This is a genomic window from Halorubrum ezzemoulense (assembly GCF_004126515.1).
In the GTDB taxonomy this organism is placed as follows: domain Archaea; phylum Halobacteriota; class Halobacteria; order Halobacteriales; family Haloferacaceae; genus Halorubrum; species Halorubrum ezzemoulense.
The window spans coordinates 526,508-545,374 of the sequence record NZ_CP034941.1 but is presented as its reverse complement, the minus strand read 5'-3'; the positions used below and the strand labels follow the sequence as shown (position 1 = coordinate 545,374).

The window sequence follows — 18,867 nt, the reverse complement described above, 5'->3', positions numbered from 1 at the left end:
TTGCCAGAAGCGGCGGTGCCAACGCCAACAAGCCGTAACTTGTGGTAGCCACGAGCAGAACTCGATATCGACTTAAATTAAATCTTTGATACCCGTTCTCTCAACGAACTGGGAAGAAAGTGACACAGACCTCACTAAGCAGATTTTACAGGCTGTCGAGGCGAATGCCACGAGGCTTGACCCCGTGGATGAAGCCGACAACTCGTGAACCAAGCCATTAACTCGAAACATCTCAAATAGAGTGGTGTGACGGCACACTTCGCGTCTGGCTTAGTCGGCGAAAATAAGCCGGGTCAGACGCTCTGCCGTGACCATCAAGTAGGAGTGGGGAACTCCGAATCCACGCCCGTGGAGACTGCGCTCCCTGTGGATTCCCTCGCGGAATCTGTAAAGCACGTCGTGGAAACGGGAAGCCTCGGGGCTTGATCCCGAGGTACTTCACGTCGGAACGCGGGCGATCTCCGCAAACGGTGTATGTGCTTGGGAACAGACGGCTGATCAAGCATCGGCTCTTTGTGTTGTACCCATTCAACGCCAGAATCGACGATGATCGCTACAACCAGCACTCAATGACCGAAACCGTGAACTCAGCTGTGAAGCGCTTGTTCAGCTTCCCTGTGTGAGCGCGCTTGTGGTTCCGCGTGTTTCGCGAAATCGCGCTGATTGTGTTATATATAATAAGACACCTCTTCACACAGTACATCCTTCTGCCTTACAGCAATGTAACACGGTCCTCCCCACCCAAGGGCGTGCTCTGTAGCTGCTTCACTTCTGGAATTTAATTGTCGCGAGCCTGTCATAGAAACCATCTCATAGCTTGAACTTCTCGCGGCCAGGGTCGTCTCCCCGCTCGAAGTTGGTGATTACAACGACGAGACGGAGACACAGCGCAAGGAACACTTGTGTTCGTGCGTGGACGCGGCCTCGGGCGCGGACGTGCCCGAGGCCGCAGTCCTTGACCGCATCGTTGGTTCGTTCGACCCCTGTCCGGTGATTGTACGTCTCGTCTAAGATGGATTGCTTGAGCTGAACCTCCTCACTGTGTTCTTCGATACGGTCTTCGACTCTGTACTCGATGTCTTTCGGGTCGTTAGTGTTTCGTGGATTGTACGGGGCGACTGGCACGACCCCTGCGGCCAGCAGGTGGTCGTGCCAGTCGAGGATATCGTAGGCACTGTCTCCGAGCATCCAGATCGGTGTATCGACGGCGAGCGCGTCACGCGTGACGCGCATCGCCGTCTCCTGATCCGCTTGTTTAGCTTGTGTGAACTCCGCTGCTATTGGGATCTTTGCGCCGGTTGAGACGAGTGTACAGCCGAAGCCGTAGTAGTACTCCTCGGCTGTTGGGTCGTAGTTCCATGAGGCGGCGTCGTTGTGCTGGATCGCTTCGATGTGAGTTGAATCGATGGAGTACGTGGAGTCGAGCAGGCCGCGAGCGGCGGCCTGCTCGACGAGTCTGTCGAATACATCGTCCACGACGTGTTCGAGATCAGTGAGAAACCGATCAATAGTGTCTCTGGACGGCGGTTTGTCGAGTCCGCAGTAGTACCAGACAAGGCTATGCTGGAGTTCTCGTGTGATCGGACGAGTGCCGTAGACATCCTCGTAGTAGCAGTGTAGAAAGCCGCAAAAGAGGTCTGGTGGTTTGTGAACTCGTGTTCGCCCCCGGCGAGCGGGGGCGAACACTTCGTACTCCAGTAGAAACTCGAAGTTGAGATGCTCAAACAGCGGAACCGTCTCGGTAGCCGCTACATTCAAGAACTCGTCGACCGAAGCTTCGCTTTGTAGGGCTTTGGAGCTTGTAGACACTGTCTCCAAACCCTGCTGCTTCGCACGTGACGCTTTCTATGACAGGCTCTGTCGCTGTAATGGTCAAGAAATTCAACAAGGGGTGCGGCCAGCAGCCACGAGCATGACGAAATCAGGACGGGGCGAGGTTCCCTCGATCTACTCCTCTTCTCCCGGTGGTTGAACAATATCTCCGAGGGATCGGACCAATTGGATCCCGTTCTCGTAGCCAGTCATCGCTTACCTTCTTCGTCCTGCTCGGCAGCACCTACGCTGGAATGCGGAAGAAGTTGGGGGTCGGAGCGAACCCTCTCGGTAGTTGGAATATCGTTTGAATCCTCTACGCCTACGACGATCACCAGACGTCTTCCCCTGAAAGCGAGGGGATATCAATCAGTAGTCCGAGAGACTTGATTGTTCATGTGGCTGTCTGCCGGTGAGCACGTACGATGCAATAGTTCTAAAGAACTCTGCGAAGAGGACAAGCAGTATTGGGCCAAGAAAAATCCCGTAGAAGCCGAACGCGATCGGTCCGAGAATATAGGCAAACATCAGTAGGCCCACATGTGTCCGGTTGCCGCTCACATACGGGCGGATTAGAAAGTCAGGAATCGTATCAACGACTACGAACGCCAAAACGAGAAACAGGATCACGAAGCCGAACGCGCTTGCCTGACCACTGGTGACAGCAGCTATCGCGAGAATTGCTCCGACAGGGAGGTACACAATTTTCATTCCCACAACTGGAATTAAACTTCCTGCTCCTGTGAGTGCCCCGACTAGGGGCGCAAATGGAACGTTTACTGCTCCTGGTGCAACGAGATTGTATCCAGAAAAGACAAGAATCCCGATGATACCCGTCACAAATGCGTTTAAGATATTACCGAAGAGGATGGAAGACAGTTCATCATCAACAGCTACTGCGTATGACCCGACAACACCTGATTCATCAAAATTGTTGAGAAACCAGTCTCCAAGCCGTGAGCCGTCGGTAAGCATATAGTATGTCCCGGCCAGAAGAATGAATCCATGGAGTGCTGCGTTTGCGATAAACCCGACTGAACCGGTTAGTGTAGCAACTGTTTGTTCGATCCATGTCTGAACTGCAGGGTCGTTGAGGATTGCTACGACTTCCTCAGGACTCAGTCCCAGTATATCACCGATTTCTAGTCCTACGAGTGGACCCGGGAGTCCACTTCCTTGTGCCGACTGTAGTGCAGAGATGTATGCTGCACCGGGACCATCCCCTCCAGCGAGCCGTTGGATTTCGGGTACTACCAGTATAAGGGTGTAGGTGAGCAATAAGAGAAACGGCAGTAGGAAAATAGCAATTGTAACCATAGCAAGAACTTGACATCGATAGGGAACGCGATGGCCTTGGAGTCGCGATGGAAGCGAGAGGTTCTCGAGTTTACGATAAATTGGGCGGCTTGCGTAGTAGAGGAAGATTGTAAATATGAGCGTTGCCTGAAACTGGATTAAAACAAAAATGACAGCAGCTACTAATCCTAACCCTCCAGTTCCGAAGATGATCCGCCGTCGTAGTCCTGAGCTATATTCCATTTACTTACTAATTGCCACATTACAAGAAAGGTATGTTGGTGTGGCCACCTGTCTTTAGTTAAGCCTCACACCTCGGTTGTGTAGCGGTAGCGAGTGTCTCTTGTAAGATTGGTTGTCGCTTGCGGATCTTTTGAGCGTCTTCGATCAGTCGGTCGAGCAGCGGCAGTGGTGAGTAGCTGACTCAGCTTTGAACGTTGTCGTGTTAACACTATTGAGCCCGGAATCGGAGGAAAAAAAACGTTCTACGAAGAGTTTAGGGTATCGGTCGAACAGGAGAGTGATTCACAGAAGATAATGAAGGCAGCGTTCACGGCGTTTGAACCTCCAGTAGGGAGCGGAGCGTCTACGGCTGAACTCTCTTTTCCGTGCTCACACCGTCTCAGCCGCCATTTTCGGTCGATTAAGTGTTAAATACTCAACGTTCAAAGCTGAGTATAAGTTCATGTGTATGGTTGGTTGCCGGGATGACCACCACTGTTGGACTTCGTCTCTGTCTCTTGCGCATCGACTCCGTCAGTTCTTAGATTTGTTAGTAGAGCCAACTACGAGGACATCATCCGTGGGGGCGACATTCGGGCCAACGAACTGGTCCGTCGCGACCGTAACTGGTGCGTTCGTCTGGTCGTCAAACGGACTGTGGCCGTTCGAGACGAGTGCGACGACATAGTATACGGTGCGGCGCCGTAGGCGCTGTCCTTGGCAAGCGCGCCGAAACGAGCGCTCAGTGCGGGGTGCGGTCGGTTGTCAGTGATCGGGAAAGGCGATCGTCGCTGTCGTCCCGTCCTCAGTGTCGATCTCGAGCGCAGCCTCCGAGTATCGGACCACGCGATCCACAATCCACAGCCCCGCTCCGCTCCCGTGTTCCAGCGCGGACTCACCGTGCTGTTCGATCACGTCGAGCTCATACGGATCGATTCCGGGACCGTTATCACGAATCTCGATCCGCACATCCTCGTCACCCCGGCGGACGGCGACCTCAACCGCGGGGGCGTCGCTGTCGTTGTGTTCGAACCCGTTCCGAATGAGGTGAGCGAGCGCGGTTTCCAGCTCTGGGTGAGCCGTCACCGTCGCCGCGTCGCGGACATCGACTTCGAGTTCGCCGTTCGGGAACTCTCCGTCGACGGTCGACGCGGCGGATCGGACCTCCTGCTCAAGCGCGACGGTAGTGATCTCGTCCCGACTGTTTACGATCTTACGCATCTCCTTGGCGTGCTTCGAGGTCTTCTTTAGATCGCGGCAATTCTCCAAGACTCGCTTCGCGTACCCGCGTATCGGCCCCTCAGCCTTCGCCTCTATCTGAGACGTGTACCCCATTATCGCGGTGAGCTTGTTCCGGACGTTATGTCTGAGGATCCTTGCGATCACCTGATTGAGGAGGTCGATATCCCGGCGACTGTCGATCACCTCGGTGATCGCTTCGAGATTTGTCCCGAGAGAATCGAGTATTTCGGCGTCGAGGTCGCTGAAGCTCTCGGCGTATTCCGACCCGGCGATCAGCACCCCGAAGTCACCAATCGGAACGATCACTTCCTCCTCAATCGACGTCTTCGAATTGTAGGCGTCCGGGTCCGTGGCGACATCGGCGGCGACGAGCGTAGTGTCGTTTTCGAACGACTGCCACGCGAGGCTGTCTCCGTTCAAGAATGACGGCGAGTCTCCGAGCAGTCGCTCGGAGTGATCGGTCGCCGCAACCGGGTCAAGCCGTTGCTGCGCGGGGCGATACTTCCAGATACCCATCAGCGGCATGTTCAGTGCCTCCGGGATGTCTGTGAGGACGGACTCGACCATCTCCTCGTGAGAGCGTTCCCGAAGCGCGCGACGGGCCGTCTCTTGGGTCGTCCGGAGGCCCTCTTCGCTCAACTGCCTGTCGAGCCCGATTGCCGTGAGCTGGCTCAGCACCTGTAGGAAGTACACGTCCTCGTCGTCGAAGCTGTTCCGCTCGGGAGCCGAGGTCACGACGACGCCGTGGCTACCGACGGGGACGATGAGCGCGCTTCCGACAGGGGTTTTATTATTCGGAAAGCGTCCGTCGAATGCGGCGATGTCATCGATCCGGATCAGCTCTTCTCGCTCGTACGCCTCCCAGATTACGGAGTCCCTGTCAGTATAAGTTATCGACTCCTCGCTCAGCCGCTCTCGGACCGCCGCGCTCGTGACTACCGGTTCGAGTGCCCCCGAGTCCCGGTCGTACAAGTGAACGCCGACGCTCGAGTATCCGAGAACAGATTCTACGGTCTGAACGACCGTCTGGCAGATCCGATGACGAGAGCCCTCCGTGAGGATATCCTGTGCGGCGACGTAGAGCTCCTGTAGCGTCAGTTCGCGCTCGCGTTGGTCGGTAATATCGACGAACACACCGAAGTACTCGGTCCGCTCGGTCGCAGTCACCGGAACGGCCGTAAAGAGGAAGTACCCGACCCCATCGGCTGTCTCTCGCTGCACCTCCTGCCGAAACGGTTCTCCCGTCTCGAGCGTCTTGACGAGCGAGTCGGTCTCTACGGGCTGATCCTCGGGCGTAATCAGTTCGTTGAGACTTTGCCCGCGGAGTGAGTCGTTGGGATATCCGAACGTCGATCTGAATGCGTCGTTTGCGCGATGAATCCGCTCTGTTCCGTCTTCTGTGACGACAACCTCGACGGTCGGTTCAGCGGTCGCGGCGAAGATGGCCTCGAAGCGGTCGCGTTGCCTGCGTAGCGCTCGCTCCCTTCGGTTCGACCGACATGCCTGTGCCAACCGACTGTTCAACGGGTCCAACGCTGAGACGGTTTCAACGTCGAGCGACCCCCCTTGTTTGCCGAGGACCATGACGCCAAACCCTGGGAGGTCGAAGAGATAGTACGTCCCTGAGCCGTCGACCGTGCCGGTAGCGGGCAGGGAGTCGGCGAACCGCCGAACCGTCGTCGACGCCGACGCCACGGCGGCAGACTCGGCCGTCCGGTCGCTTCGCCCCGAGACGCCGCTCCGAGCGCCGGCAGCGATCTCTACGAGGTGTTCTCGGGCGCTGCGGAACAGCTTGTTCCGAACCGGGTTCGCGGGGATAGACGTCACGAGCGTCGGTTCCGCCCCGTCTGACGACGCGGAGATTTCGAATACACCGCCGACGGAACAGTTCAGTTTCTGAAGATACGCGGCGAGCGCTTGGTCGGCTGTCTCTTCGATGCTCCCACGGGTCTCGATGGCGAGCGAAATCTCGTAGAGGGTCTGGACGCGTCGCTGTCGCGAAGTCATACCTCCTCTGCCGCGCCGACGACCGCGGTCTTGTTGTAGTAGTCGAGGTGTCCGTAGCCGTCATTTGCGATTTCACCGATTGTGAGGGCGCCGATCATCGGCGTGTCGTCCGTCTTGACGGCGGAGAGTTCGCGCTCGAACTTGTCTTCGAGGTACAGCACCCGTGAAATACAATCAAAGAAAAACAGCCCTTCCACGGGCGTATCTGAGTCCCGCGCCTCCGTCTTTGCGCGACGTGCAGCGTCGATCAGTGACTCCGGTTCCCCCTTGAGGACGTGAACGAACTCGCCTTCGGGTATCGCCCCGAAGCAGTCGAGACCGCCCTCTTCGGTCACCTCGAAGGGGTCGCGAACGATTTGCTCTCCGTCCATCCGAGCGATTCCGAAGGGGTACGCCTTCGCTGTCTCAAAGAAGTCATCGGCCGCGAGTTCGCTCTCAGCGTGTTCGTCCACGGCGGATTTATACGCCGAAAACGCCGGCTGGCCGTCTAGACGGCGTAGCGTGCTCCCGTCCGCGTCGGTCACCCGGAACGGACCAGCGATTTCGCGCCACCCGTGCTCGACGCCGAGGGTTACCGGTGACTCCACCGCGGCCATCACGGCGCTATCCTCGATGATCCCCTCGTTAGTGAACAGACAGGGGTGCTGTTCCGCTTCGAGCGTACCGGCCCCACCGCCAATAAAGTTGAGCTCAACGCTGTACGTTCTGAACAGCGATTCGATGAACTCCTGGATGTTCGTCGCGTACGCGTCCACGAAGACGAACGCTGTCTCGTACCCGTCGAGCGGAAGGTCGGCGTCCAAGGTTGACGTATAGTCCGGGTCCGCGCCGCTCAGCCCGCGGATCGTCGTCACGTGTGGTTCCGATGAGAGCCCGCAGATGACCGCTCCACTCCCCTTGTTTTCACCGTCGTGAATTACTTCCGGAAAGACGCCACCGAAGACGCTCACGTCGAGTTCCCGAAGGAACGGGTCGAGCCACTCGTCGAGCCCGTCGTCTGGAGCGGCACACAGCAAAATCCCCTCGACAGCGTCTCGTGACGCCACCTCACGCACCGCCATACGTATCGATTCGGGCGTATCAGCGTACTTGTAATTCATACCCCTATTTCCCCCACAGCCGTGGACGCACTGAGGGGGCGCCATGTCGGTTTCACGTTACACTTCCCCAGAATCTGGGCAACAACCGTCTGGCGTTTACTCGCGAACTCAACGACGTAGTCGAAGTGTGCCGAAGCGAGGCAACGGTCCTCGTCGTTCGAACTCACGGGCGGCACGTGGACGAGACCGCCGACGCCTCGGTTACGCCACTGTCCGATGGGCTCGTGAAGGAACCGAGCGAGCGACATCTTATCGTGGTGCGAGCGAATTTGTGTCAACGTGCTCATTTCCAACGTCCTCTGACAGTTCGTGATCGTGACTTGGTCGGTCGCCCGCTGTGTGGCGACGCCGATAGGTCTCATCAGGAATTCCATGCCATTCGGCGTGTTCTCTATATAATGCTGAAGTGGCGATCCTGTGTCTGTCAGACCCATACATCGCCACTGCGCGGCCTTCTACTTAATCCCCCTCGGCAAGTTATCGCTTTTGAGAAGCCTCTACGCTGTTGAACCCGATGACGCGGTCGGGGTCACCAGTTGAAATAACAGGTTCGCTCTTCTGTAGGAGACTGTCGATACAGTCGTCGGTAGCTGAACAGGAACACGAATCGACTTTCTAAGCACTTCTACCGCGGACTCCCAATTTTAGTCATTCACAAAGCTGCTTAGTTGGAACGTCTGCTTGCTGAAGGTGTGTATACAACTGGCGACGCTCCACCGAGGCGGGCATCGCCTCTGGTAGTGACCGTACCAGAAGTTCGTCAATATGGTTCAACGTGCTGCGTGGACAGCCCTCACAGTGTGTCGGGCCGTCCCCGCGAACCGATCATCAAGAAACCAATTCTACCGCTAACCACCGACTGGGCAAGGCAGCGGAATAAGTGACAACGCTTTCGCGTCGGGGACTGGTCGCCGCCGATCCGGGCTGATTTTCTCTACGAAACCGTCAGTACAACCGCTTCGACACAGAACTGAAGCCGCAGAAGCAGCTAGACGAGAATGCTTTGTGAGGTACTGAGACTTGGCTTTTTTATCCACAGACTGATCTAAATGAGATGTGCAGGTACATTCCCTCCAACACACAGTTCGGTGCGAGATTCGCTGGTACATGCCGACACAACTTGCTCTGGCTGCCCCAAAGCGGGTGATATCCTCGTGAGACGGCAACAGCTGCTGCCAGTTTTTCTTACACTTCTCACAATTGTATGTGTGACATTCGGGGGCGCAACTGTCGCTTCTGCGCAACAATCGGCAGTCAGCGTGTCTGTAGATGCTTCACCAGAAGATCCGGTTGTTGGTGAAACGACGACATTCAATGTCACAGTGACAAATCAAGAAGGCAGCAACAGCATCGCTGATGTCTCTAGTATCATGCTTCGAACGAATCAAGAGCACTATGAACGCGTTGAAGATGTCGGGTCACTTGCTCCCGGTGGAAGCCTCACCGTCAAAATGACGACAACCTTTGAGCAAGCAGGGCAAAAAAACCTCAAAGCGCACGTTTCTGCTAAACGCGCATCTGGCGGAAATCTCCGTGCCATCTACAGTCCTGTGACAGTAGATGTACAAGAACTCGATATCAACGGTGGGCTGTCGACGGCCTCAAACGGGTCTGATGAGACCACGGTAACCTTCACGAACTACGGAAATGTCGAACTGTCTAACATCGAGATAACGGCGACAGCGGACGACAGCGTGCGTGACAACAGAGATGTGTTCGATGTCGATCCCGACGAGGAGACCTCGGTAACATTCGACACCGGAGAGTACGACACTGACATCATCAACTTCTCCGCGACATATACTGTACGCGGTGAGCAGTACGAAACAACGCGGACAGCAACACGCGATCAGCAGGTCACGGGAGAGATTCGCCTCACGAGTATCGACGTGGCAGCAAGCGGCTCAACGGTCTCGATCGATGGTGAGGCAGCGAATATTGGTGGCACCGATGTTGAGTCGGTTCTCATCAGCATCCCGACGACAGACGGCATCACTCCCGCCGGTGGGTCTGGAGAGTACTTCGTTGGGTCTGTTGACGCCAGCGAATTTTCGACGTTCGAACTGACAGCGAGCGTTGAGCGAGATACAGTCCCGATTAGGGTCGCGTATATCGCTGACAATGACCGCGTGACGAAGACACAGACAGTCGATGTATCGTCACTTGCCGTGTTGAACGCAAGACGGCGGCAACATCGGATTTTTGATATTCGATCTTCTACCGGTAGCGGCGCTTTAGCTGTAGATTCTCAGATCGGGCGATTCGATTCGAGCAGAATTGTGCGGCGACCAAAGCATCAGTTTCACAAGATACCAGATAAACCATGAGGTGGACGATGGCGATGCCTCTCTCGGATACATTCGGAGAAGGGGAGCAGGCGGCGAGCTCTAACTCGCCGCCTGCTCGAGGTTATGGACGATACACTTCCGTGTGAGTTCCCGGAACTGGCCGTGCCAGCTCCGGGAGCGGATCTCGTCGCCGTCGTCTTTTAGCATCGCAAACACGGTCTCACTCATTGACCGCTGGTTGTAGACATCATCGTCAATTCTGGCGTTGTGGGCTTTCTTGAGTGCGTTTTGCTCGCAGTGTTTGATCACTGGCCGTGTAGACCTGTCACGGCAAGCTTCACGGAGATTACTCCACGAGTACATCTTGTCGGCCAGCAACGCTTGCAGGTCTTCGGCGTTCCGCCGAAAGACCTGTAGCCCGATATGGCCGTCATAGGCTTTCTTCGTCGTGAAATGAGCGTCCATGATAGCAAGAGAATCCGTGTCAACAAGCAGCGTGGTTTTCATCGCGTTGAACGAGTAACCGACCCGATTCCGGTAGTGTGAGCTGGCTTGATCACGCTGAAAGCCGCTGGCGTCGATCGACGCGGTGCCTGAGAGCCCCGCCTGCTCCGCGGAGGCGCGGAGCAGGCGGCGCAGTTCTTTCATCGGGAATTCATCGTCCCAGACGCTGAAAGATGTGTAATCCGGCGATGAGTCAAGATCAAACACACCGAGAATTCCCGGCATCTCGTTGAGATAGTCTTCGAGCCTCCGAAGCGGCTTGTTGATCTCCTCTTTGAGCAGAAGGAGCGCGATTTTGGTGGACTTGGCGTACCCGTTGTCGCCGTCGGCGACAGCGGGTACGTCTGGTTGTTCAACATGGTTCGTGGCGAATTCGTGAAACGTCTGTGCGAGGGTCTTGAGACGTCCCATATCGCCAGACGGCGTCCAAATCCCGTGAAATCAGCGATACGATCCGCAGACGGCGTCGGCGTTCAACGGAGCATCGTCACTCAATACGACTACTGGAGCAGCGGGGCAGACCCAACCAGAAGCCACCTCGGGGGGCGAACAGAACCAGTCCGGACTGCCACTCCTACCGATAATCTTCGGAGTAGTGCTCGTTCTTACACTAGGAGGCCTCGGCCGATATCTGTGGAATCGTGAATGAGTGTAATCCAACTCAGAGACGTAGTCAAACGATACAACACCGAGGCTGAGACGATCGAGGCGCTGAAAAATGTCGACTTCCACGCTAACCGCGGTGAGATGGTCGTCGTGACCGGGCCGTCAGGAAGCGGGAAAAGCACGATGCTCAACATGATTGGTTTGTTAGATACTCCGACTACGGGCGAGATTTTCCTTGACGGGCGCAACATCACCGATTTCGATGAGGATGAGCGGACGGAGGAACGTCGGTCACAGCTTGGATTCGTCTTCCAAGACTTCCACTTGCTTCCGATGCTCACAGCCGAGGAGAACGTTGAGTTGCCGTCAATGTGGGACACCGATGTTGATCGTCGAGAGCGTGCTTCCGATCTGCTAGAGCGGGTTAGTCTCGGTGACCGACTCACGCACACGCCTGACGAACTCTCTGGCGGACAACAACAGCGCGTCGCCATCGCCCGTTCGCTGATCAATGAACCCGATATCCTGCTCGCCGACGAGCCAACTGGAAACCTCGATCAAGACACTGGGAAGACGGTTCTCGATGAGATAACCCGACTGAAACAAGAAGAGAACATCGCGGTCGTCTCGATCACTCACGACGAGCAGCTAGTGGAGTATGCGGATCGAGTTGTCCGTATTGTTGATGGGGTGGTCCAGTAGTGGGGCGTACAAGCGTTCTTCGTCGCTTCCCAAGCGTGCTGATGGCGTGGCGAAACCTCGGTCGCAACCGGACCCGGACCGCTCTCGCGGTGCTGGGTATCGTGGTCGGCGTGATTGCGATCGCGTCACTCGGTATGGCTGGGGTGGCGCTCGAACAGCAGGCCACCTCAAGCCTCGGTGGTCTCACCGATCAAGCAACCATCTCGCCCGGAGAAGATATCGATACTGACGGCATCACCGATGCGCAAGCTGAGACGATTCGGGATCTCTTGCCAGGGGTAACCGTCATTCCGCAAAAAACGAATTTTACAGAGCTTTCAGCACGGAATGGCGAAGAAGCGAACGTTCAGGTAACGGGTCTGACAAACCCAGCACCGTTGTATGATCTCTCTGTTGGAACTGAGCCCACACGGCTTGAAACAGGGGCTCTCATTTCCGAGAGTACTGCACAGACACTCGGGCTGGAGATCGGTGATCCAATCGAATACGAAGGACAACTGTTCCGTATTCGGGGATTCATCGCCTCACAAAGTGGCTTTGGTTCTGATGGCGGGGGAGAACTTGTGCTTCCGCTCTCAGCGCTCAACCAACAGGACGACTATAATTCTGTCACCATCATCGCTGAGGACGGAGATGCCGCAACCGAAGCGGCAACCACGATAGAGGAGCACTTCAACGAGGACGATGACGAAGTTCTCAGTGTGACCACCTACGCAAGTGTCCAAGAGAACATCAGCTCATTTACCGACACGCTAGAGCTCGCACTCCTCGGTATTGGCTCTATTTCACTGTTCGTAGCGAGTGTTGCCATTTTGAATGTCATGTTAATGAGCACAATAGAACGTCGGGGAGAAATTGGAGTGTTACGTGCCGTGGGTGTCCGCCGCGGCGAAATACTCCGTATGATACTGGCCGAGGCCGCATTCTTAGGTGTGGTCGGTGGGCTTGTCGGCGCTGCTGGATCTCTCGTCGTCGGTGTGGTGATATTCAACGTGTTAGCCGGTGACCCAGCCCTCGCATTAGCTTGGTCAAGTTCGAGATACCTCCTGTATGGATTCATCTTCGCGCTCGTCGCAAGTATTCTGAGCGGGATTTATCCCGCATGGAAGGCTGCTAATGAATCACCAGTGGATGCGCTTCGTGGTTCGTGAGGTGTAGACGGGTCCAAACGCTGGAACGCTCATCTGTAGCAACAAATTCCCGGCAGCAAGGCGGGTTTTTTTTCATCAGCGAGAGCGTCTGTCGACAGCGAGCTCCGAACAAATCGGGGCCAACAACTCATCCTAGAAGTCCTCGGCGAGGACTTCGCGGGAACGGTCGTGTGTGACGGGTGGACGGCGTACCCAGCTTTCAGCAGCAACCTCCAGCGGTGCTGGGCGCATATTCTTCGAGAGGCTGAAGACGCCGCGGAAAAGCAGCCAGAAGGCGAACCGATCCACCAGGATCTCAGAGAGGTATACGTCGCTCTCCAGGCTCGGCTGGAGAGCGACCCAAGTCCTTGTGAGAGAGCAGATCTCCAGCGTGTGGCGCGAAGAGAGCTTGAATCGCTGATTGACCGGTCAGTACCCGACAGACCAGTGGCAACACTGCTGGGGAAGATCGAAAGAGGTCTCGACCACTGGCTCACCTTCGTCGGTGAGCCAGCGGTCTCTCCGACAAACAATGCCGCAGAGAACGCGCTTCGGAAGCCAGTAGTTCTGCGGAAAATCATCGGAACGCTGCGCAATGACCGAGGAATGTTCGTTCACAAGACGGTCTTGTCCCTGCTGGCGACGTGGCGCCAGCAGGGACGCAATCCATACGAAGAGCTTCGTCGAGCCGTCAGTAACAATGAAATGATCTCACGGGCTCACGCTGTACCGGCTTTCGAGACCTCGGGGTAAACACGTACCCTATTTTGAAATCACCATCTTCAGCCGGTAACGAGCCAATTCATATTCTAACCACCTCAACCAACACCGCTATTCAACACAGCATCTTGGAAGGCTCCTGAGCGTGTCAAGAGGGCCAATATCTCCTCGGGTGGGACGGCATATTCCTCCCGGCGATCGAGAAGCTCGATGAGGTCGTCGACGGCGATTGTTGTCAGATCGGTCGTCTCGGCATTATCGATCACCTTTGGAGCGAAGCCTGGGGCGACTACGATGGCGTGATCGGCTCCACGCTGGCGTCGATGCTTGTCCACGTTTGTGACCTCTAGCGAGTTGACTCGGCCGTTCCCTCGGGCCTTCACTTCGACAACGACGTGTTCGGGGGATCGGATCTCCACGTCGGTGTCACCCCCTCCTTCGATCCAGTCGGCGGCACAGCCCAGCTGAGAGAAGGCCTTCGCAACGAGTTTCTCGAACTCCTCATGAGCGTTCCTATCTGTGCTGGCCGCCCGGAGTTGGTCAGCTAGGTCGGGAGTGGGTCCGTCGTCTTCGTCGTCGACCGGGTGAACACGCTCGCCGGCATCGGTTAGGTCGGCAATGGCGGTCTCGACTGATTCCTCGCCAGAGAGTTGGTTGAGGCGCTTGTCTGCGACTCGTGTAAATCCCTGCGGGCGGTAGGTCTCGTCATAGCCAACGAGCTCGTTGAATTCCTCAATGTCGACGTCGACTTCCTCAACATCGGTGAGGAAGGTCATGTACTCCCAGGGGCTTTCGTCGTTCCAGCGACCGTGTTCAACGTTCTCTCTCCAGAGATACTCCGCAAGGTCGGGGTCATGTCGGAGTTGGAGGACTTGTCCCCTCGCGGCGAACGCGCCATCGTGGTAGACGAGCGCGATGTCGTTTCGCTCGACGTTCCGCCACGTCCCGTCTACTGAAGTACCCCAGACGTGGACGAGATCGTTGTCAGATGTCGTCCGAAACAGTTCGAGGTCGTCGTCATTGAGGTAGGACTCAATATCCTCAATTGGATGCCCATCTCGGATGAACTGCTTGTAGTCCTCGAACGCGTCGTCGCGACCAGCGGGGAGGATCACGATTCCGGTCATGCTTGAGTGGAAATCACTAGTGGGAAGCAAATAATTGGCTACAATTTCATTGACTCTGTTGAAATCATAAGGAGCTGATAGGATTGGCGTGCGAGATACAGAGAGGGGAGTTGGCATAGATTCACACAACTTCCTCAATTGTTTCCTCCCCAAATATCCTCTTCAAATCCTCCCTATTATACAATTCCAAGAGTGGTTCTGCGATGTCTGCGTAGTTCGACTTGTGTGTCTCGTCTAAAATAGCAGTACAAACCGTCCACCAGTTTGCGCCCTCAGTCGATGTCTCAATCGATTTAACCCGTTTCTTGAATTCTTCTTTGGTAATTTTGTCAAGGGAATATTCCGTGACTGGTTCCGATAGCCTGTAACCTATATCAGTCATATATTATTCTCTGACAGTCCTTTCTTATTTTATTTGATGCTGCCACACTTGCGCTCTGTATTCAGCACCCTCTTTCTGTCTGGCTTGGGGAGTTTGACCGACACAGTCTTTCATTTAAATTGAGGGACTACTCGCCAGTCGGGCGAGAAGGATGTGCTTCTCGCCCGCCTCTCAGTCCTTCCCGTAGAATACCGCGGTATCAGCCTTGTCGGGGTGTTCTTTGAACATCCTGTCCTCAAGATCAGATTTCAACTGCGACTGTGTATCCGAGAGGTCATGATACAGGTCGCCGTACACTGACTTTGGAACATCGCCGCGATGGGCCATCGCTGATAACAGCTCACTGTGTGCTTCTTGGACATCACGCATCGCGTCGGCGATCTCCTCCCAGTTCTCGAAGTCGGTTGTCTGTAGGTTATCGCTCATAGGTCACCTCACTCACCTGATTCAATACGCTCGTCTAACTTGTACGCACGGGCTCTTGATATGGTCTCGACTGTCAACATCATGAGCTCGTCGGAGTTACCCTCAGAAGCCGTACACCTCGGTATCGGATTCCTATGTGCTTGTTTCAGGACCGCCTCCGAGAGAATTCGAAGTTGAAATTCTGACAGAGAGAGGATCGAGATTAGTGGATAAATCAATCCAATCTCTCAACGACGAAAGATAATAATCACATCTTCAGAGATCGTGATCTCTGTGTAGTCATCGGATTTGGTAGGGGATCAGCCACTAAATTACTCTTGAGGTAAACTCTGTATGTGTAAGATTAGGTCACGTAGTTCTTCTGGGATATTTGACTCGTTAGCGTGCTTCGCAATCAGCATACCATGCTCCGATTTATTGTACTCGGCATTGAGATATTTATTGAATATCTGGTTAAGAACGGCTTGAGCATCGTCTACCTTGTTTATCATATCTAAGACATTTTCTGGGCGAGCCTCAACAACGGATCCAATAGCCTGCGGCATTTGAATCAGATAGTCTTCTATTCCATATCCAGATAGTATGTAGAAATGTTCTGGCGTAGTATGCCAGTCTCCTTCCCTAATATTGATATGAGACACTAGTTCATCTCTGACGTCATCTGGGTCACTCTCGTGTGAATCGGAAACAAATAGATACGGTATGTCGAACGAATATAATAGTTTTACAAGCGATCTACCATCCGATTTGATATTCCCTTCACCATCTAATTCTACAAATTCGATACCATGTTTATTTGAATCATATCCCATTACTTTGGATAGTTGCTTGATCACACGTTCGTCCGATTTACCCTCTACAAATACAACCGCACTAGCCTGAAGGAATCCACTTTTATCATAGCCCAGGTCCTCCAGCTCTTGTCCAACAGAGTCAACCGCTCTACAGGTGGTAGAACCGTCTCGAACTACGCGAACTATTTGTCCTGCCCTCGTTGAGTTCACAAATACATCTGAATGTGTTGTAACGAGTATTTGTGTTGTTTCTTCTGATATTTCAGTTATTAAACGCAAAACTTCTCTTTCTGCCTCCAGGTGTAAATGGAGTTCTGGCTCTTCAATAATTAACAGGGATGTCTCCTTCTCTGCCAGCACTAATTTGGTTAGAAGAGCTAGAATCTCCATCGATCCAGATGATATTTCATCTAATTGGTATGAATTTTTATTTTCTATCACTTCTATGGTAGTACTTGTTATAGAACCCGACTGTTGAATTGGAGTTGTTAGATCCGTAACCCCTTCCATAATCTCAATATATTCTGAAGCAATTCTCTGGTATTTCTCTTTCTGGTTTTGAGATAATGTATGAAGTACGTTAGAAAGATTTGCGGCGTCTCTAGCTAGGCTTGACCGAACTTTTATTTCTGTATCATCTTCAGCACGCCTAATTGCTCCAATCTCATCAACGTGACCTGTATACTCCCTTATTGATCTTCGCAAACCTTCGGTCAGGACATACCCGGTATAGTCACTCTGTTCAACTGTCTTCGATTGTCTGTCTGTATGATAGTACAACGCTTGCCTTGTTTTGCCGCCGAGTGACGGCTATCTCAGACGCTCTCACGGAAGGATTCCGTCAAGCTAACCGGGAATTGGACGCCGTCTGGCGATATGGCATCGCTCAGACGGCTTGCCTGGATGTGTCGAAACCTTGCCAAACAGCACGTTGATGAGCCGGACGTACCCGCCGCGCCAGACGGCGCGGACGGGTACGCCGAGTGGACGCAGATCGCATTGATTCTGTTCCGCGTCGAATTAGAAAAGAGTCTCCGTGAGACCGAAGATTATCTCAACGAGATGCCTGGCGTCCTCGCCGTGTTTGATCTCGACGAGGCACCGCACTACAGTTCGTTTTGTCGGTGGGAAAACGAGTACCGGATGCGTGAACTCCGCCGCCTGCTCCGCACTTCGGCGGAGCAGGCGGGCTGGAGTGGTGAAGCTGTAATTGACGCAAGCGGCTTTCAACGTGATCAAACCAGCTACCACTACCGCGACCGCGCGAACTACTCGTTCCAGTCGATGAAGACGACGATCTTGATCGACGTGAACACCCTAGCGATCAAAGACGTTCATTTTACGACGCAGAAGGCGTGGGACGGCCACATCGGGATGCAGGTCTTCCGCCGGAACGCGGAAGACCTGCGGGTGCTGTCTGCCGACGCGAACTACTCGTGGGGAGAGCTTCGTGAGGAGTGTCGCTCTAAGTCAACGCGCCCACTGATCAAGCACAGGGAACAGACACCGTTACAGAAAGCTCACAACGCCCGGATGAACGAGGATTACAACCAGCGGTGGATGAGTGAAACCGGCTTCTCGCAGTTGAAGGAAGACGACGGCGAGAAGCTTCGCTCCCGGAGCTGGCACGGCCAGTTCCGGGAGCTCACGCGGAAGTGTATCATCCATAACCTGACGCAGGCGGCGAGTTAAGGCTCGCCGCCTGCTCCCTTTCTCCGGACGTATCCGGGAGAGGCATCGCCGTCGTCACCTGATCAAGGGAGCAAGGTACCATAGTTTTGACCCTTTGACGACCACCGCCAGCGGCAGTTACTGCATCTTCTGAGCGCAAGAACCGCTCTTTGACGCTGTGAAACCGTGAGTTATTGACCCTACCCCGACGCAGTCTTGCGTTCAACAGGGCAACAACGCTTCAACATTCGAGAGTTCATACTCACTCGGATTATTTATTTGTTCTATGCGCCTAGTGTCGTCCGGATTCCGATATCGATAAGGAGACCATTCTCCGTTGATTCGTAACCAGAGCTCTTCACGCTCGATCTGCTCAGAAGAGTACACTACCCGATGCCTGACCAAAGATAGACTGCCCGAACTGAGTAGGCTGTCTTTATTCTGGCTTTTGAGATCATTTCCTAGATTCGCAGCTAGTTCTTCCTGTTCTTGTAGTGATAGCGAGAAGACGGCGTCAAATTCCAAATTATTGGCCTCATTCTGATCTCGTACAATTGACTCCTGCCAGACATCGCCGTGCCTATTCGGCTTACTAACAGCCTTACTGTACACTCTGAGTGACTCTGTAATGTTAGACTTTCCAGAATTATTCCTCCCAATTAGAGCCGTGAATTCATCAAGATCAAACTCCAGCTGAGAAATGCTTCGGTAGTTTTTCACTGACCATTTCGCGAGTCTCATTAAACTGGATCATGACAGTAGAACATAAACATTTATCGAGGGATCAGGATAGCATCAGTAACTACGAATCTCTGATACAGTTCCGTTCAGTTATTCG

The 18,867-nt window shown here is 54.3% G+C and carries 14 protein-coding genes and 3 pseudogenes; 7 read left to right on the top strand and 10 right to left on the bottom strand.

The genetic code is table 11. The annotated features are described in order from the left end of the window. Positions 1-318 precede the first annotated feature (318 nt). A pseudogene (locus tag EO776_RS19870) lies at positions 319-426 on the top strand (RNA-guided endonuclease InsQ/TnpB family protein); the annotation flags it as partial. Positions 427-479: 53 nt separating this feature from the next. Then, positions 480-620: pseudogene (locus EO776_RS19520) on the top strand (IS5/IS1182 family transposase); the annotation flags it as partial. A gap of 190 nt (positions 621-810) precedes the next feature. Here EO776_RS19520 and EO776_RS18165 read toward each other — a convergent pair. The 4 genes from EO776_RS18165 to EO776_RS18145 all read right to left on the bottom strand — a co-directional run bounded on the left by EO776_RS18165 (position 811) and on the right by EO776_RS18145 (position 7,724). Further along, complete coding sequence (locus tag EO776_RS18165) at positions 811-1,809, bottom strand: transposase (protein ID WP_129452666.1); 999 nt, start codon at positions 1,807-1,809, stop codon at positions 811-813. Positions 1,810-2,181: 372 nt separating this feature from the next. Beyond that, on the bottom strand, positions 2,182-3,351 hold the full coding sequence (locus tag EO776_RS18155) for an AI-2E family transporter (protein WP_094519314.1): 1,170 nt from the start codon (positions 3,349-3,351) through the stop codon (positions 2,182-2,184). Between the two features lie 744 nt (positions 3,352-4,095). Continuing rightward, complete coding sequence (locus EO776_RS18150; RefSeq protein WP_129452664.1) at positions 4,096-6,579, bottom strand: GAF domain-containing protein; 2,484 nt, start codon at positions 6,577-6,579, stop codon at positions 4,096-4,098. After that, positions 6,576-7,724, bottom strand: a complete 1,149-nt coding sequence (locus EO776_RS18145) for an FIST signal transduction protein (RefSeq protein WP_129452662.1) — start codon at positions 7,722-7,724, stop codon at positions 6,576-6,578. The genes EO776_RS18150 and EO776_RS18145 overlap by 4 nt, the downstream gene beginning before the upstream one ends. A 1,163-nt stretch (positions 7,725-8,887) precedes the next feature. Between EO776_RS18145 and EO776_RS18135 the strand changes: the two genes are divergently transcribed. Further along, entirely contained in the window at positions 8,888-10,006 is a 1,119-nt protein-coding gene (locus EO776_RS18135) for a CARDB domain-containing protein (protein WP_186279063.1), read from the top strand. Between the two features lie 60 nt (positions 10,007-10,066). On the opposite strand, the gene EO776_RS18130 is transcribed toward EO776_RS18135, so the two are convergent. Next, the gene (locus EO776_RS18130; protein ID WP_129452341.1) at positions 10,067-10,882 is read right to left on the bottom strand and encodes an IS5 family transposase; all 816 of its coding nucleotides are present in this window, start codon (positions 10,880-10,882) and stop codon (positions 10,067-10,069) included. Positions 10,883-11,116: 234 nt separating this feature from the next. Between EO776_RS18130 and EO776_RS18125 the strand changes: the two genes are divergently transcribed. From EO776_RS18125 to EO776_RS18115, 3 genes and pseudogenes are all read left to right on the top strand, one after another. After that, positions 11,117-11,779 (top strand): ABC transporter ATP-binding protein, encoded by a 663-nt coding sequence (locus EO776_RS18125; protein ID WP_129452659.1) that lies wholly within the window; start codon positions 11,117-11,119, stop codon positions 11,777-11,779. Continuing rightward, positions 11,779-12,930: an ABC transporter permease gene (locus EO776_RS18120; RefSeq protein WP_394346133.1), complete on the top strand. Its 1,152-nt coding sequence runs from the start codon at positions 11,779-11,781 to the stop codon at positions 12,928-12,930. The genes EO776_RS18125 and EO776_RS18120 overlap by 1 nt, the downstream gene beginning before the upstream one ends. A 102-nt stretch (positions 12,931-13,032) precedes the next feature. Next, positions 13,033-13,662, top strand: a pseudogene (locus EO776_RS18115) (IS66 family transposase); the annotation flags it as partial. A 65-nt stretch (positions 13,663-13,727) separates the two neighbouring features. On the opposite strand, the gene EO776_RS18110 reads toward EO776_RS18115, so the two are convergent. The 4 genes from EO776_RS18110 to EO776_RS18095 all read right to left on the bottom strand — a co-directional run bounded on the left by EO776_RS18110 (position 13,728) and on the right by EO776_RS18095 (position 17,138). Continuing rightward, entirely contained in the window at positions 13,728-14,756 is a 1,029-nt protein-coding gene (locus EO776_RS18110) for a restriction endonuclease (RefSeq protein WP_129452657.1), read from the bottom strand. A 121-nt stretch (positions 14,757-14,877) separates the two neighbouring features. Beyond that, complete coding sequence (locus EO776_RS18105; RefSeq protein ID WP_129452656.1) at positions 14,878-15,138, bottom strand: hypothetical protein; 261 nt, start codon at positions 15,136-15,138, stop codon at positions 14,878-14,880. Between the two features lie 171 nt (positions 15,139-15,309). Beyond that, a complete protein-coding gene (locus EO776_RS18100; RefSeq protein ID WP_129452655.1) occupies positions 15,310-15,564 on the bottom strand; it encodes a hypothetical protein in 255 nt (84 codons plus the stop codon). A 311-nt stretch (positions 15,565-15,875) separates the two neighbouring features. Then, the gene (locus EO776_RS18095) at positions 15,876-17,138 is read right to left on the bottom strand and encodes an ATP-dependent nuclease (RefSeq protein WP_129452654.1); all 1,263 of its coding nucleotides are present in this window, start codon (positions 17,136-17,138) and stop codon (positions 15,876-15,878) included. Between the two features lie 96 nt (positions 17,139-17,234). Here EO776_RS18095 and EO776_RS18090 point away from each other — a divergent pair, with 96 nt between their 5' ends. Further along, positions 17,235-18,050: an IS5 family transposase gene (locus EO776_RS18090; protein ID WP_129452653.1), complete on the top strand. Its 816-nt coding sequence runs from the start codon at positions 17,235-17,237 to the stop codon at positions 18,048-18,050. Between the two features lie 201 nt (positions 18,051-18,251). On the opposite strand, the gene EO776_RS18085 is transcribed toward EO776_RS18090, so the two are convergent. Then, on the bottom strand, positions 18,252-18,770 hold the full coding sequence (locus tag EO776_RS18085) for an AAA family ATPase (protein ID WP_129452652.1): 519 nt from the start codon (positions 18,768-18,770) through the stop codon (positions 18,252-18,254). Between the last annotated feature and the right edge of the window lie 97 nt (positions 18,771-18,867).

Bases quoted from the DNA above. Each gene is read 5' to 3' on its own strand.
- EO776_RS18155 (WP_094519314.1), bottom strand. From the start codon at position 3,351: ATGGAATATAGCTCAGGACTACGACGGCGGATCATCTTCGGAACTGGA.
- EO776_RS18150 (WP_129452664.1), bottom strand. From the start codon at position 6,579: ATGACTTCGCGACAGCGACGCGTCCAGACCCTCTACGAGATTTCGCTC.
- EO776_RS18145 (WP_129452662.1), bottom strand. From the start codon at position 7,724: ATGGCGCCCCCTCAGTGCGTCCACGGCTGTGGGGGAAATAGGGGTATG.
- EO776_RS18130 (WP_129452341.1), bottom strand. From the start codon at position 10,882: ATGGGACGTCTCAAGACCCTCGCACAGACGTTTCACGAATTCGCCACG.
- EO776_RS18125 (WP_129452659.1), top strand. From the start codon at position 11,117: ATGAGTGTAATCCAACTCAGAGACGTAGTCAAACGATACAACACCGAG.
- EO776_RS18110 (WP_129452657.1), bottom strand. From the start codon at position 14,756: ATGACCGGAATCGTGATCCTCCCCGCTGGTCGCGACGACGCGTTCGAG.
- EO776_RS18105 (WP_129452656.1), bottom strand. From the start codon at position 15,138: ATGACTGATATAGGTTACAGGCTATCGGAACCAGTCACGGAATATTCC.
- EO776_RS18100 (WP_129452655.1), bottom strand. From the start codon at position 15,564: ATGAGCGATAACCTACAGACAACCGACTTCGAGAACTGGGAGGAGATC.
- EO776_RS18090 (WP_129452653.1), top strand. From the start codon at position 17,235: ATGGCATCGCTCAGACGGCTTGCCTGGATGTGTCGAAACCTTGCCAAA.
- EO776_RS18085 (WP_129452652.1), bottom strand. From the start codon at position 18,770: ATGAGACTCGCGAAATGGTCAGTGAAAAACTACCGAAGCATTTCTCAG.